The 15,196-nt window shown below is 60.9% G+C and carries 12 protein-coding genes and 2 pseudogenes; 5 read left to right on the top strand and 9 right to left on the bottom strand.

The genetic code is table 11. From position 1 onward, the window contains the following. Nucleotides 1–8 precede the first annotated feature (8 nt). Nucleotides 9–1,487, top strand: coding sequence for an amidase (locus LDO41_RS32325; RefSeq protein ID WP_223995617.1), 1,479 nt, complete (start codon nucleotides 9–11; stop codon nucleotides 1,485–1,487). Between the two features lie 351 nt (nucleotides 1,488–1,838). Here LDO41_RS32325 and LDO41_RS32320 read toward each other — a convergent pair whose 3' ends face one another. Continuing rightward, nucleotides 1,839–2,402, bottom strand: a complete 564-nt coding sequence (locus LDO41_RS32320; protein WP_223995616.1) for a hypothetical protein — start codon at nucleotides 2,400–2,402, stop codon at nucleotides 1,839–1,841. A 619-nt stretch (nucleotides 2,403–3,021) separates the two neighbouring features. Between LDO41_RS32320 and LDO41_RS32315 the strand changes: the two genes are divergently transcribed. Together LDO41_RS32315 and LDO41_RS32310 are read left to right on the top strand one after the other, a co-directional pair. After that, nucleotides 3,022–3,756, top strand: a complete 735-nt coding sequence (locus LDO41_RS32315; RefSeq protein WP_223995615.1) for a hypothetical protein — start codon at nucleotides 3,022–3,024, stop codon at nucleotides 3,754–3,756. 168 nt (nucleotides 3,757–3,924) lie between these two features. Further along, entirely contained in the window at nucleotides 3,925–5,049 is a 1,125-nt protein-coding gene (locus tag LDO41_RS32310) for a DUF4062 domain-containing protein (RefSeq protein WP_223995614.1), read from the top strand. A 380-nt stretch (nucleotides 5,050–5,429) separates the two neighbouring features. On the opposite strand, the pseudogene LDO41_RS32305 reads toward LDO41_RS32310, so the two are convergent. From LDO41_RS32305 to LDO41_RS32295, 3 genes and pseudogenes are all read right to left on the bottom strand, one after another. Further along, nucleotides 5,430–6,057 (bottom strand): annotated as a pseudogene (locus LDO41_RS32305) (tyrosine-type recombinase/integrase). A gap of 464 nt (nucleotides 6,058–6,521) precedes the next feature. After that, on the bottom strand, nucleotides 6,522–7,340 hold the full coding sequence (locus LDO41_RS32300) for a substrate-binding domain-containing protein (protein ID WP_223995613.1): 819 nt from the start codon (nucleotides 7,338–7,340) through the stop codon (nucleotides 6,522–6,524). Nucleotides 7,341–7,389: 49 nt separating this feature from the next. After that, a pseudogene (locus tag LDO41_RS32295) lies at nucleotides 7,390–8,354 on the bottom strand (tripartite tricarboxylate transporter substrate binding protein). 124 nt (nucleotides 8,355–8,478) lie between these two features. Here LDO41_RS32295 and LDO41_RS32290 point away from each other — a divergent pair. Next, nucleotides 8,479–9,378, top strand: a complete 900-nt coding sequence (locus LDO41_RS32290; RefSeq protein WP_223995612.1) for a LysR family transcriptional regulator — start codon at nucleotides 8,479–8,481, stop codon at nucleotides 9,376–9,378. Nucleotides 9,379–9,452: 74 nt separating this feature from the next. On the opposite strand, the gene LDO41_RS32285 is transcribed toward LDO41_RS32290, so the two are convergent. The 5 genes from LDO41_RS32285 to LDO41_RS32265 form a co-directional block, all read right to left on the bottom strand. Next, entirely contained in the window at nucleotides 9,453–10,418 is a 966-nt protein-coding gene (locus tag LDO41_RS32285; protein WP_223995611.1) for a tripartite tricarboxylate transporter substrate binding protein, read from the bottom strand. Nucleotides 10,419–10,449: 31 nt separating this feature from the next. Beyond that, entirely contained in the window at nucleotides 10,450–11,529 is a 1,080-nt protein-coding gene (locus LDO41_RS32280) for a cyclase family protein (RefSeq protein WP_223995610.1), read from the bottom strand. A gap of 9 nt (nucleotides 11,530–11,538) precedes the next feature. Beyond that, complete coding sequence (locus LDO41_RS32275) at nucleotides 11,539–12,471, bottom strand: NAD(P)-dependent oxidoreductase (RefSeq protein WP_223995609.1); 933 nt, start codon at nucleotides 12,469–12,471, stop codon at nucleotides 11,539–11,541. Next, complete coding sequence (locus LDO41_RS32270) at nucleotides 12,468–13,166, bottom strand: RraA family protein (RefSeq protein ID WP_223995608.1); 699 nt, start codon at nucleotides 13,164–13,166, stop codon at nucleotides 12,468–12,470. The genes LDO41_RS32275 and LDO41_RS32270 overlap by 4 nt, the downstream gene beginning before the upstream one ends. A 73-nt stretch (nucleotides 13,167–13,239) precedes the next feature. Then, entirely contained in the window at nucleotides 13,240–14,214 is a 975-nt protein-coding gene (locus LDO41_RS32265) for a Bug family tripartite tricarboxylate transporter substrate binding protein (protein ID WP_223995607.1), read from the bottom strand. A 94-nt stretch (nucleotides 14,215–14,308) separates the two neighbouring features. On the opposite strand from LDO41_RS32265, the gene LDO41_RS32260 reads away from it, so the two are divergent. Further along, nucleotides 14,309–15,064 carry an IclR family transcriptional regulator gene (locus tag LDO41_RS32260; protein WP_223995606.1) on the top strand — a complete coding sequence of 252 codons (756 nt, stop codon included), beginning with the start codon at nucleotides 14,309–14,311 and terminating at the stop codon, nucleotides 15,062–15,064. Nucleotides 15,065–15,196: the final 132 nt, after the last annotated feature.

Raw genomic sequence — 15,196 nt, 5'->3', positions numbered from 1 at the left:
CGCGTCTTATGAAGCTCGCCGAATATACCGTTTTGGATGGCATGGGCCTGCATGCCCTGATTGCAGCCGGCGAAGTGACCGCCGTCGAAGTCGCGCAAGCCGCGTTGGCCGCGATCGATGCCGTCAATCCGCGCATCAATGCCGTGCTCGAGGACTGGCCCGACGAAGCCATTGCCCAGGCGCTGGCAGCGGACACGGCGCGCGCCGCGCATGTCGCACAACGTCCGCTCGCTGGTGTGCCTTTCCTGCTCAAGGATCTTGGCATTGCCATGCGCGGACGCAAGACCGAGATGTGTAGCCGTCTCGCGACGGGGTCCACGGCCAGTGAGGACTCGTTCTTGATGACGCGCTTTCGCGAGGCTGGGCTGGTCACGCTCGGCCGCACGACCACTCCGGAGTTTGCGGTTAGCACCACAACGGAGTCCCGCATGCATGGCCCCACGCGCAATCCGTGGCACCTCGAGCATGGCGCGGGTGGGTCGAGCGGCGGGGCGGCGGCGGCCGTGGCGGCGGGCATCGTGCCGATCGCCCATGCCACGGACGGAGGTGGTTCAATCCGCGTGCCGGCGTCATGCACGGGGCTGTTCGGTCTGAAGCCGAGCCGTGGCCGCGTGTCCAACGCCCCGTTTGTAGACGAGGTATGGAATGGCCTGGGCACGCATTTTGCCATCAGCCGGTCGGTGCGCGATAGCGCTGCCTTGCTCGATGCCGTCAATGGTGGTGCCATCGGCGAGCCGTACGAAATCGCACCGCCCCGCGCCAGCTATCTGGCGGAGACTCGGCACGCACCGCACACGCTGAAGATCGCCTACATGCCGCATCCATTCAATGACACTTGCACGGCCCCGGCGGTGGCTGACGCGCTCGACGATGTGGCAAAGCGGCTGTTGGCGCTCGGGCATCACGTAGACGAGGCGGCACCAAATCTCGGTGCAAGCTGGGACGCCTTCGTACTATGCAATGCGCGCATCTGGGCGGCCAACGCCGCGATGCGCGTAGATGCAATTGTGGCGACCACCGGCCGTGCTGCCGATGTGGAGTATCTCGAACCCGCGACGCTTGCCGTCTATCGGTATGGCCGCGAGCTCGGTGCGGTCGAGTTGTTATCTGCGCTACAGGTGCGCAACACCGTCACACGCGCGCTCGGCCGTTTCTTTGCCGGATACGATCTGCTCCTGACGCCAACGTTGCCAGCACTCCCGCCGCGTATCGGCGAATACAACCGTGTGGAGACATCGGTCGATGGACTCGGCTGGATTGCCCACGTGTTCAGCCAGTCGCCGTTCACAGCATTGTCGAATGTCTCCGGCACGCCAGCCATGTCCGTGCCGCTGTCGATCGATCCGCAAGCCGGCCTGCCGATCGGTTCGCACTTCATGGCCGGCTTCGGACGTGAAGATTTGCTGTTTCGTCTGGCCGGGCAACTGGAAGCGGCCTACCCTTGGCGTGGACAGTTGCCGAAGGTATGGGCTGGCGCACTGGATTGAAGCAGCCTCTGAGTATGTGGCCCATACGGAGTGGCTTTTTGGTACGGAAGCCGGTACATCCATCTCACAGTTGGGTGTAAGGAGCTTACGACTACTACCACAACTGACATCAGCACCGGGCTAGTGCGAATTGACGTTGTGAAGCTTTACTGAAGCAGCGTGGCTTCAACCTCGCTGAAATGAAAGCGCACCATGGGTGACGCGATGACCGGTTCTGGCCGATCACTGCCGGCCCGTACTGAGTCAGGCAACTGTCACCGGACCCTGGGCGGTTTTTCGCGTTTTCCGAACCCGCGAGCTCGGAGAAGTTGATCTTTCATTGTCGAAACGAGACAGCGTGCGCTGATTTTGCTACTCACATGCGCCCGGAGAAAAATCAATTGGATAGATGTGTCCGGCAGCGATCTTGCTCATTGCAATGTATGTCTTAACACGCAGCGCGGTATTCAACATCTGGACGCGTATCTCTTGGGCATGCCTCGTCCAGTGGCCCGGTCCAAAGAGATCGCGCAGGCATTGGGCGGATCGATCGAAGTTGGTCCAGTTGAGCTGGACCTCCGCGATGTCAGGTGAGTTCAAATAGTAGCGTTGGGCTGCGCGGGCATGTTGCAACAGTCCTTTGGCCTCTCGGCTGTTCGTGTAGTTTGCGATGATGTACTGTTGAATGTCATCGCGAACGCCATCCTCATCACGGTCAATTCCATTCACTGTGTCTGTAAAGTCTTTCGATCTAACTCCAGGTCTCCCGGTTTGATCATCATCGATATTGGCTTTCGTGGAGTGAATCAAATCGCCGGTATCCGCAAAAGTTGGACGGAGTAAGGCAGGCTGCTGATAGTGCATGGCAGGTCCATCGACGAGCGTATCGGCCGCTACGCTTGCCGATCCAATTGCGGCAATGAGTGCGATGAGCATGTTGGTAGGAAATCGTAACGATCAGCCTACTGTAGGCGGTTTGGATACTCAGGGATTCCCTCAATTTGGGGGGGGACTATGTTAGATGTTCGCCGAGCCGGGAGTTGACAGTCTACCTGCCCTCCTTTTTACATGGATTTCTGCGTCGGACCCGCCCATCAGAAACCGGACGGCCGTTGATTCGCTTGGATGCAGTGCGATTCTCCGCGAGGCTTGCTGATGACCGGCCGATTAGTGACGGAGCTGGCCGGTGACCGACGACTCGGATCGACCTAATTGGCTGTCCCCGACCCCTGGCGGCTGATCGGCCTGACTTGGTGAGGACGCACAATCTACGACATCAGCCGCTCGGCCGATCCTCAGAGATGTTGCAGTTTCCGTTTGGCCGAACTCCGCGCAATGAGCCAGGAGACTCGGCGCGGCACCTGGCGAAACGAAGAGTGGATTCCCGACAGAACCCGGGTACTGTAGAATGCACGCAGGCGATCCGTCATCGCCTGCTGTCCACAATTGCAGACCCTCACGGGATGACGAAGAAACTAATTATGGCCGATTCCCAACCTGTGGCGAATCCCGGCAGTGGGCACCGTCGATTCGCATCACAGACAAGGAATCTGTCATGCGCTACATCCCCACGTCCGCCGCGAAGGTTGACGACCTCAAGAAGCAAGCCAAGAAGCTCCAACGCAAAGGCGGCGGAAAACACGCCGACCTGCTGAACCGTGTCGCGCGCAATGCAGGGTACGACCATTGGCACCACGTCACGCTCTGCCTCAAAGAATTCGAGGACCGGGCGGGCTTCGGCAAACTCAACGCTGAGCTGGACCTCATCGTCAGTTCCGCCCAGGCGGGCGAAACAAGGATCGTCATCACCGGCCCGGAAACGATGATGGTGCCGCTCGTGCTGTTCACGAGCCAGGGCGACGCATGGATGCTGGATGTCGACGAGGAGCTAGCAATCTGCCTGATCTGGCACGGCGAGGTGTTGCCACGCAACATCAAGGACGCCGGAAGGAATATCGAGATCGAATGGGAGGGGCGCTTTGCGCTCGACGGCGACGCATTCCTGGTAGATACCGAACATCCATTGATCGGAACGCGCGCCATCCTCGGCTACCCGATTCACGAGTTGCGCCAAGCCATCGACAAGGCGCAGTCGTTTGACAAGAGGGCAAACACGATCTTCGGGCAGGACGGCGCGGAAGATCTGACGCCTGGTTTGATCGACCACCTTGTCGCACAAGGCTGGGAGCGCCAGTCGCTAGGGAATGGCGCACGCGATGGCGCGCGCTACAACCCGAGCCGCGACAGCCTGCTCTATCCGGCGTTCACCGACAGCGACTTCGAGGACTAAGGCATTGACGGGGCTCCGGTGGAAGACCTCTCAAGATCGTCTGCGTGAATCTACCGGATCTCGGACGCAGTCACAGGGCTGGGAGGCTCGGCGCTCCTTTTGGGTCTTGGGTCGCAACCATGCTATATCCTTGCTGCACGATTGATTCCCAGCGACGTGAGAGACAAGATGAAGGTTTTTGTCAGTTCCCTGATCCGCGGGTTCGAGCCATTCCGCGAGGCCGCCCGCTCCGCTGTCACAACACTTCGGCACGAGCCCGTCATGGCGGAAGATTTCGGCGCGCAGCCGAGCTCACCGCAAATCGCCTGCATGCAGGGTCTGCGCTCGGCGGACCTCGTGGTGCTGGTTCTCGGCGAGCAGTACGGCTACGTGCAGGGGACGTCCGGCGTTTCGCCGACCCACGAAGAATTCCTGGAAGCACGTGACACCAAACCGATCCTGGCTTTCGTTCAGGAGGGAGTGACGCGCGACACGCAACAGGCCAAGTTTGTGTCCGACGTACAGGGCTGGCAGCAGGGCTATTTCCGGGGCGGCTTCAAGACGCCAGAAGAGCTAAAGGATTTGGTGACGCGGGCAATTCACGACTATCAGCTCGCGCATGCCACCGCTCCGCTTGATGTAAATATGCTCACGCAGTCCGCGATTAGCGTGCTGCCCCGCAGCCGAAACGGTCATTCGACCCAGTCGCCAATGCTGGACCTGGCGATCGTGGGTGGCCCCCTTCAGCGCATCTTGCGGCCTGCCGCACTGGAACATCCGAAACTGCTCACCGATCTGCACCAGCGCGCGTTGTTCGGCGACCCCAGGCTGTTCGACAGCAGCAAGGGCATGAATTCGGACATCGAAGGCGCGGCCCTCTATCTCGAACAGGACGGCGGTGCCAGGATTCAGCTTAATGAGCAAGGCGCGTTGGTGCTGCGCTTGTCGCTCGAACGCCCCGGTCCGCATAATCACGGTGGCTTCAGCGCCAGCTTCGCATTGATTGAGGAAATCGTCTTGCGGCAATTGACGGCAGGCATTACCTACGCCGATTGGGCTTTAGAACTAATTGACCCGACCCAAAAGCTGACCCACGTCTCGCTGGCCGCGCGCATCGATGCAAGCGAGCATTTGGGATGGCGGACTCAGGCCGAGGACGACGCAAGCCCTAACTCCGGAACCATGGGTTTTGGCAACGGCGAGGAAAGGTCTCCGGTCACAGTTGACCGCCCACGGGCCGCTCTGCGCTTTGACACTGCCAGTCTTGCTGAGGACCTGATGGTTCCGCTTAGGCGACAGCGCAAGTCGCGGTAGGGGCCCCGCCGACGGTGCCCCTGATTTGAGCAGCGCGACCGCGCGTCACCTATCTCACGTACCTACGCCTCCACCCGCGCGCTCGACATAAGCGGCGAGCGCGCGTGACAGATTCGGGCAACTGCCCCTCGACCGCCTTCGCCGGGCTTTGCCTATTGGGTCCGGCCGCCATGTCCAGCAGTCTCGGGGCGACCCAATGCCGATATTTTTGGGATTAACCCATCAGATAACGAAGGCGCCCGAAATCTCCCCGCTAGCGAAGCGCCACAGATTCAATGTCCGATTGTTAGCGTCGAACCGACGTTCGAACTATCGATCTTCAGTGCGAACGAAAGTCGGTTCATGGCCGGTGAGTGACCGCTCGCCGGCCATGGAACCTACTAGACTTCAGTCTGCTCAGCCATCTCCAGCGCATCGTCGACTTCTATGCCAAGGTAGCGCACAGTACTTTCGAGCTTCGTGTGGCCGAGCAGTAGTTGCACGGCTCGGAGGTTCTTGGTTCGACGGTAGATCAACGATGCTTTGGTTCGACGCATGGTGTGCGTGCCATAGGCGGTGTCATCGAGGCCAATCGAGGCGACCCATCTGTGTACCAATCGGGCGTACTGCCGGGTAGAAAGGTGGGCCGAAGTCTGTATGCGACTCGGGAATAACGCATCCGACGAGCTCAATCCTCGGGCAGCTATCCATGCTTCAAGGCTCGCCCTAGTCTGTTCTGTGATCTCAAACTGGACCGGTCTATGGGTCTTCTGTTGGACAACTGTTGCCCGAGCACTGACGCGGGTACCGTGGCAGACATCACGTACGAGCAACCTAGTGAGATCGCACGCCCGGAGTTTGCTGTCGATCGCGAGATTGAACAGCGCTAGCTCGCGTAGGTTTGACGATATCTGCAGTCGCGTGCGAATCGCCCAGATCTCGCAAAGCTTGAGCGGCGGCTTCTGCCCGGTGCAGCTTCCCCTTGTTCCAGGGAACATGTTGGCTCGATTGAGAATTTGGCGTGTCCATGATGATCTCCGTTCAAATGAAGGGAGATCAAGTTTGCGCCGGCGGCGACTCTCCCCGAAGCGTGTGTGAGGCCTTCGCCCGCGTCGTGGCGTGACTAGGCGGAATCGCCGAGCGCTGCACCGCGCGTGAGATTCTGGTGCGTCAGATTCGAATTGAAACCGGAGACGCGGGGATTGATACTGATCGCGTCATCCCTGCAGTACTTCGACCGCCGTGCGCGCTCACGGGCGTGCGGCGGTTTTCTTTCTTTGCTACCCGGGGCTTGACTCCGTCGCCGCCGATGGACGCTGTCCGACCCATCTCAGTCGTTGACCTCACGAATTACTTTGTCCGCTATGCTCTACAAAACGGCCACTCGTCATCTAGGACGTATGGCATTCATCGCATTGATTGCGCACCGTCGGTTGCCTATCGATGCAGCGGATGATGTCGCTGACGTCGGAGATACGACTCGAAAGTGTGGTTCATTTTTCGCTCAGTGGTGTCAAGCCGGTTGCCTTGATAATCTTGCCATTTGGCGGCGCCGCCAAATATTGGATGAATGCCTTGGCCGCGGCGCGATGCGGGCTGCCTTTCACAATCGCGGCTGCGTACGGTGTGATGCGCTGAAGTTCGTCCGGTAGTTCCGCGACGATGTCGATACCACGTACCGGCTGCAGCTCACTGTGCTGTTGGCATCCGAATGCAGCTTCGCCTTTTGCCCGTATCTCTCCGACGGGCGTTGCCGGGATCTGCTTGCCTTTCTTTTTCACTTCCGTCTCGATGCCGAGGCGAGCCAATAGCTCGCCTTGAATGTACTCACCGCTTGCACTATCGGACCATGCAATGGAGGGCGCGTCGAGAAAGGCCCGACGCACGGATGCAACGGTGTGCAGGTCGGGATGAGGTTTGCCGGCGGGCACAGCACAGGCAATCTTCGAGTTGGCGAGAATGACTTTGCTGCCGGGCTCCAGCTTGCCGCTATCCATGAGCTGATCTAACGCGCCACCCACCATGATGACAACGTCAATCGGTTCCTGACGTGCCAAACGGGCCGGAATTGCATTGTCAGTCTTGCCCATGGACGGCCCGAAGGTGAGGGTAACGGGAGCAGAAGGGTTTGCTTTGTTGTAAAGACTCGTAAGCTGCTTCGACGCCTCGGCGAATCCTCCGGACGTGACGGCAAGAAGGTCGCTCGCGTGTCCGAGGGTGGGCAGTAATAGTGCGAGCGCGGTGATCGTGGTGCCGGCAATGCGGGAGGCAATGCGAGCGCGGTCGGGAAGGGGCGGGAGGATTCGTTTCATCTCGATTCTGCAGCATGGGTCAAGGTGGTTCTGTACACGCCGGCGCCCGTCAGTCTTCCTTCATATTGGCCGCGCGCGCGATCGGGCCGAGGCGCGCCTTCTCGTCCGACAGGAACTTGATAAAGCCGGACCGCGTCCCGCCGACCGGCTGGATCCCTTGCGGGATCAGTCTGGCGCGCAACTCCGGTGACTTGAGCGCAGTGTCGATGGCGTTGTTCAACTTCTCCAGGATCGCATCAGGGGTACCGCGCGGGGCGAAGACGCCGGACCAGTGTCCGATAAATATGCCGGGATAGCCGAGTTCCTTGGCGGTGGGCAAGTCCGGCATCGCGGCAATGCGCGTATCCCAGGTGGACGCGATCGCTCGCAGCTTGCCGCCCTTGACCTGTGGCAGCACCACGACGCTGGCCTCAGACGTCGCGTCTACCTGTTTCCCGACAACGGCGACCATGCCTTCGGAACCGCTCTTGTAGGGAATGATCTCAAGTTTTACGCCGGTCGCCAGCTTCAGCATCTCCGCGACGAAGTGCGGCGTGCTACCGGTGCCGGCCGTGGCGAAATTCAGGCTCTTTCCGCCTTTGCCGCTCGCAACCAGGCTCTTTGAGGTCCTTGACTGGTGAGTCGGCGGGCACAACGATGACAGATGGGCTGACGGCCAGCAGGGCGACAGGGACCAGATCCTCCTCCTTGTAAGGCAGGCGGGTCTTGATCATCGCGTTGGTGAGCACGCCGGCCGCCGGGGCGAGGAACGTGTAGCCGTCCGGAGCGGACTTGGCCACATAGTCGGCGCCCAATACCGAGCCGGCGCCAGGCTTGTTCTCGACTTATGATGGGTTGCCCGAGCTGTTTCGATGCGGCCTCGGCCACAGCACGGGCGACCAGATCATTGGCGCCGCCAGGGCCAAACGGTACGACGAATTTCACCGGCTTTGCAGGCCAGTCGTCAGCCAGTGCGTGGAAGGCGCACGCACCCAGCGCAAGGGCGAGTGCGAGATGGCGAACGATAGGTCTCAAGGTACTGTCTCCGAATGCTGTCTTTTTGTGCGCCTCACGGAACGTCGCTAGGTCCCACGCAGGCATTGCAAGCTTATTCCGCGGAGACTAATCTGTGAATTGCAATATTCTGATGATTCGATGCATGTCACACATTAATTTCGCACTGGAAGATCTACAGGCCTTAGTAGCGATCGCCGAAAAGGGAAGCTTCCGGATCGCCGCCGAGGCACTTCACATTTCACAGCCAGCGCTCAGCCGGCGAATCGAAAAGTTGGAAAAGACGCTCGGCTCCCGGCTGCTGGACCGGACGACGCGCCGTGTGGAGACGACGAATGTTGGCCGCCAGTTCCCCGAGGAAGCGCGAGCTGCCTTGGATATCCTCGATCACGCGGTATTTCGGCTAGGCGACGAGACTACGCTTCGCCGCGGCCTCGTGACCGTGGCTGCAATACCCTCCGCCGCGCTGTATCTGCTGCCTCATGCGATCAACTCTTTTGCCGAAAGACATCCGGGCGTGCGCGTGCGTGTGATTGACGAAAGCGCAAACGCCGTACTGACAAGCGTTATATCGGGAGAATCGGATTTCGGGCTCAACTTCATGGGCGCGCTGGAGCCTAGCATCGAGTTTCAAGCGATCCGCGCCGAGCCCTATCGACTGGTGTTACGGAAAGACCATGAGTGGGCCGAGCGGGACTACGTGTCTTGGGAAGAGTTAGCGGGACAACGAATGGTCAGCGTGTCGAAGCAAAGCGGCAATCGCGCCGTGATCGAAGGCGCCATCGCCCACCTCGAGCGACGCCCTACGATTCATTACGAAGCCAACCACGTCGTCGGGGTCCTGGCGCTGGTTGACGCTGGTCTGGGTGTTGCCGTGCTTCCAGGCATCGCGGTGCCGCGCGATCATTCCCGGCTTTGCGCAATCCCTTTGATCAAACCTGATGTGGACCGCGTCCTTGCATTGATACGCCGCCGAGACAGGCCGTTGCGGCCTGCTGCGGAGGCGCTGTATGAAACAATCACATTGGAAGTGGCGAGTATTTGATTGTCCAGTTGATATGACTATTTTTTACGTCGTGGCCATCGATTTTCCGCGGAGTACGTTCTTCACGCGTGACATCATTCCGGGCGAATATTTCCCTGCTTGATAACAGTCGCCCATTTCGCGCGCTCCGTGTCGAGGAATTTTCGAAACTCTTCAGGCTTGTTAGCTGATGCCTCTGCTCCTATAGCCGCGAGACGTTCCTTGACGGCAGGCTGACTCATTACCTCGATGGTCGCCTTGTTGATCGCCGCGATGATTTCCGCAGACGTGCCGGCGGGCGCAAACAAGCCGTTCCACTCGTACACCTGGTACCCGGGCAGCCCGGATTCGGCGATGGTCGGGATATCCGGCAGCGCGGCGGACCGTTTCGTGCCGGTTGTCGCCAGCACCTTGAGCTTCTTGCCGGAAACGAGCGGATAGGAAGCAGCCATATTGCTGAACATCATATCCACCTGGCCGCCCATCAGGTCGCTCAATGCCGGCGCACCGCCCTTGTAAGGGACGTGAAGCATGTTCAGGCCCGACTGCTGACGGAAGAGTTCCGCTGCCAGGTGCTGTGCGGTGCCCGAGCCCGCGGACGCATAGGTTAGCTTGCCGGGCGTGGCCTTCGCATGCGCCACGATATCCTTGGGCGAGTTGAACGGAGAATTCGGCGGCACCACCAGCAGGTTCGGCACGAGCACCACGAGCGAGATCGGCGCGAAGTCCTTTGCCGTATCGTAAGGAAGCTTTGGTTGCAGGCTGGGATTGACCGAGTGAGCGGTAGCGTCGAGCAGCAAGGTATAGCCGTCCGGCGCGGCCTTTGCGACAGCGCCCGCACCAATGACACCGCTCGCCCCGGGGCGGTTGTCGACAACGATGGTCTGGCCCAGCTTGATACCGAGTGGCGCCGCGATGATGCGGGCGACCGTGTCGGCCGCTCCGCCTGCGGGATAGGGCACGACGAGGCGGATGGGACGATCCGGATAGGCGGCGCTGGCGCATGTGGCACCGCAAAGTAGTGCGAGCCCGGCGAGCCCGCGGGTGATGGACTTAAACATTGTCTTGTCTCCAGAAAGTTGTAGTTTTGTCCTAGACCGTGGCGATCGGCGTCGCCGGCGAACCCACCGCGCCGGGAAGGCGCAGCGGCGGCGCGGTCAGCAGGAAGCGGCTACGGTCGTTCTCGCGCAGCCAGTGAGCCAATGGCGTCAAATACCAAAGCTCGCCAAGGTGAATGCCGTTCTTGAACAGACAATGCTCATGCAGCGGCAGGCGTGGCCCGCGAATGGGAGCGGGGGTCAGGGGTTTCGGCACCACCAGCTCCACGGCAGGGTTGTCCGCCAGCAGGCATGCCAAGCGCGAGTCGGTAATCCAGTTCAGCAGCTTCGCGTCATGGCCATCCAGTCCGGTGCCCGATTCGTGAAGGACTTTGAGATCGGGCGACTTGTTCATCGACAGCAATGTGTCGGCGAAGCCGGTATGGAGACAGACCATGTCTCCGGCTTCCACAGTGACCCTGTCCGCGTCGAGAATACGCATGAGCTGGTCGTAGCCGACGGCCTGCCGCTTGCGGCCAATGTGGCGTTCAATGTCTATCATGACACCGCGGCCCTGCGCACCGTGCTCGGCGAGGACCGCGATGCTCAACGCGCCAGCTTCAGGGTTCTCGTATCTTGCCCACGGCTCGGCCGCCTCGGTCTCGACGCCTGCCCTGATGTCCTCGCCGGCCCGAAAGCCGTTATAAAAGACGGCCTCGTCGCTGCCGTCGCCATCGGCATCAAAATGGCTGCCCACATGGGCCAGGCTGTCCCACTGCGTGGAGTACTGCAGGCTCATGAGGACGACATCGTCATTGACCACGTCCGTCAGATCGGGATCCTCTGAGCGGTACGACCAGCAGAAACCCTGCTGCCCGGCGCTCTTTCCATCGCGAAGAACGGCGAAGCGACGCGGCGGCTGACGTCGCACGTTCATGGTTTGCCCACCGGGGTAGTCCAGCGGAAGCGACAGGCAGAACGTCATACCTTCTCGCACCTCGGCGACGCCTTGCAGTACCTTAGCGCGATCCACGAGGTTCATGCGCCCGCGTTGATCGTTCGCGCCAAACTCTCCCCAGTTGCTGCCGTCGGGCTTGCGTTGCCACCGCCGCGATGCTTCATTCGATTCGTTCATAAGGCCTCCTTACCGCAGCTTCGCCAGTTCTGCCATCACGTTCTTCGCGGCGGCGACACCCATGTTGACGAAGGCATCACTGGTGACGCCGCCGATATGCGGACTGATGATGAACTTGCCGTTCCTGAAGAACGGATGATCGGCGGGTGGCGGCTCCTGCTGCAACGAATCCAGGCCCGCGGCGGCCACTTTGCCGCTTTCCACCGCTGCCAGAAGCGCATCTTCCTCGATGAGACCGCCGCGCGCGGTATTGACGACAATCACGCCGTCCCTGCATTGGGCCAGCGCTTCCGCATCGAGCAGTCCGCGGTTCTCGGCGGTTAGTGGGCAGTGGAACGAGATGACGTCCGAGTTTTGCCAGACGGACTCGAGGCTGACTGGCTCGATGCTCGCTGGCAGATCGGTCGCATAAGGGTCATATCCGATGACCTTCATGTCCATCGCGCTGGCGATACGCGCGAAGCGCCGGCCGATCGCACCCAGCCCGACGAGACCCAGCGTGCGCCCCTGAAGTTCGAGGCTCTGGTGCGTCGACTTGTCCCAATGGCCGGCGCGCGTGCGCTGGTCCAGGGTCACCACCGATTTGGCGCAGGCGAGCATCAGCGCCAGCGCTTGCTCGGCAACCGCCGCGGCATTGGCCCCTGCCGCGGCCACCACCTTGACACCTCGCGCCTTCGCGGCTTCCTGGTCGATATTATCGATGCCGCTTCCGTGCTTCGACAGGACGCGAATCGACGGCGCCGCATCGAGCACCATGGCGCCGACCTTGCTAGTGCGAACGATGACGGCGAGGGGCGCGTGACGTCGGCAGAGCGCCGCCGTCTCTTCTTCGGTCGCTGCCTTGCCTGCATAAACCAATTCGAAATCGGATAGCAGCGCGACCGCCTGTGGCGCGATGTTTGCCGCCGTTACGACGATAACGGGCTTTGCCGCGGTGCTCACAGCGCTTCTCCCATCTTCAGGACACCGGCTGCACGCAAGGCGTCATCGAGCCACGATGGGCGGAGCGCTTCGCCTGACTTGATGCCTTCGATGCGCTTGCGCTCTGCCGCCACCTTCTTTCCCGCCTCTTCGATCAACGCCGGCGCCTTCTCGCGCTCGATCACGACGACGCCGTCCGCATCGCCGATGACGAGGTCTCCGGGGCAGACCGTAACGCCGCCGCATTGGATCGGATGATTCACGCGGCCGGGCACGAATTTGGTCGGACCATTGGGATTCAGGCCAACCGAATACATCGGGAAGCCGGTCTCGATAATCTCTTCGGCGTCGCGCGCAGCGGCGTCGAGGACGACTGCGGCCACACCGAGGGCGATGCATTGATTGACCATGATCGCGCCCATCAGCGCGCTGTTTTGATCGCCTTTGCCATCGACGATGATGACGTCGCCGGGTTTCGCCAGTGCCATCGCGGCGTGAATCATGAGGTTATCGCCAGGGCGGACTTCCACGGTGATTGCCGGCCCGCAGAACTTGCTCTTCTGACTGAGCGGCGCGATCCGCCCGTGGAGGCCACCGCGCCGGCCGGCCACATCGGCGAAGATGGACGACGCGTACTGGGACGCCTGCTTGACGACTTCGGTCGAAACGCGATCGATATCGCGGATGACATCGGGGAGTTGCTGGGTTGCCGACATGGTGGCTCCTGTGTTCAGTTGAAATAGCAAGAAATGCAGACGAGAATCCGGCGGACGGTCGTCCGCCGTGGTATCAATCGATGGTCGCGCCCGAATCTCTGACCACGACACGCCAGCGCGCAAGATCCTTCTGCAAGAGACTGGCGAATGCTTCTGGGGTGCCGCCCAGCACCTGTCCGCCTTCTGCTTCGATCTTCGAACGAACGGCCGGAGCCTGTAGTGCGCGATTCAATTCAGCGTTGAGCTTGGCCACGATGGGCGCGGGCGTGCCAGCCGGAGCGAGCAGGCCAAACCAGGTATCTGCCTCGAATTGCTTCACTCCCGCTTCGGCGACGGTCGGCGTGTTGGGCAGTTGCGCCGAACGCTTTGCGGATGTCACGGCGATACCGCGCAACTTGCCGGTCTTGATCTGGCCCATCACCGTGGGCACGGAGCCGATATAGATTTCCACCTGGCCACTCAGGACATCGGTGAGAGCCTGCGAGGCGCCCTTGTAGGGAATGTGCTGCAACGTGACGCCGGCCTGCTTCTGCAGCAGCTCCATCGCAAGGTGTGCGACCGTCCCATTTCCTGGCGTTCCGAACGTTACCGTGCCGGGCTTCGCCTTCGCCGCGGCAATCACGTCGGACAGGTTCTTGTAGGGCGAATTGTTGTTCGCCACGATCGCGAGCGGCGCGGACGCGATCAATGCAATCGGCGTCAGATCCTTGGTCGGGTCGTACGGCAGTTTCTTGTACAACGAAGGGTTGATCGCAAGATTGCTGGTCTGTCCGAACACCAGCGTGTAGCCGTCGGGCGTCGCCTTGGCGCCGGCATCGGCGCCGAGGTTGCCCCCCGCGCCAGGCTTGTTATCGACGATGATGGTCCACTTGAGATCCCTGCTCAGTTGCTGTCCGATTTCGCGCGAGAAAGTATCCGGCGCACCGCCGGGCGGGAAAGGAACGATCAGGCGAATAGGTTTGGTCGGATAGCTGTCCGCGGCATGGGCGGGAAGGCAAGGGAGTGCGGCGAAGGCGCACGCGGTCGCAACGCGAAAAACGAGATTCACGGATGTCTCCAATCGAAATGCTTGTATTTGTGGCAGGACTATAGAATTTCGTTCCGTGCTATACAATCGCGTTGTCCATAACGGAACATGTGCCATGAAACGGAACGTGGAAGCCGCATCGGAGATTGAACGTGCGGATAAAGACACCATCATTGCCGTCACGCGAGCGCTGCAGATTCTCGAGGCCTTCTCTGCAGACGACACCTCGCTGACCCTGTCGGAGTTGAGCCGCCGGGTCGGGATGGGGAAATCCACGGTGTTACGGACGGCGCGAACGCTCGCGCGGAGCGAGTACCTCGTCCAGCGTGAAGACGGCCAATGGCGGCTCGGCGCGGCGGCGGGATGGCTCGGCGCGCGCTATCAGGCTGCGTTTCGCGTCAACGAAACGGTGGAACCCGTGCTGAGGCGCGTCAGCGACGAGACACGCGAAAGCGCGGCCTTCTATGTCCGCGAGGGAGACACGCGAGCGTGTCTCGTGCGCGTGGAAGGACCGGGCGCGGTGCGGCACCACGTTCGGGTGGGAGAAAGGCTGTCTCTCTCCGGCGCGCCTGGAAGGGTCCTACGCGCCTTCGCAGGCGAAGCCGGCGCGCCCTACGAGGCGATTCGCAAAGATGGCTTCTACATCTCGATGGGCGAACGCGAACCCGAGGTATCCAGCCTCGCCGTGCCGGTCTTCGGGATCAACTGGACATTGGCCGGCGCGCTTTGCATATCCGGCCCAATCAGTCGGCTGACGCGCGAAAAGCTGGCGATGCACGTGGATCTGATGCTGTCCGCCGGCAAAGAGGTGTCCTATGCCATCTCTGGCTCTCGCGATCAGACTGTTCGGCCTACGACCTGGCATCCCTGATCTCTGCGGGACATCTATCTAATTCAACTGTCGGTGGCGCGATGGATGCTGACCGGTTTGAAGTCCGGCGCATTCTGATCGTTGGGCTTCTATTAGTGAACGACGGATAGTGGCCGATCGTCGACGGTCGCG

Source organism: Cupriavidus pampae, from assembly GCF_914271485.1.
Taxonomy (GTDB): Bacteria; Pseudomonadota; Gammaproteobacteria; order Burkholderiales; family Burkholderiaceae; genus Cupriavidus; species Cupriavidus pampae.
Note: the sequence above shows the minus strand (reverse complement) of the source record. Positions and strands in the feature narration are given on the sequence as shown.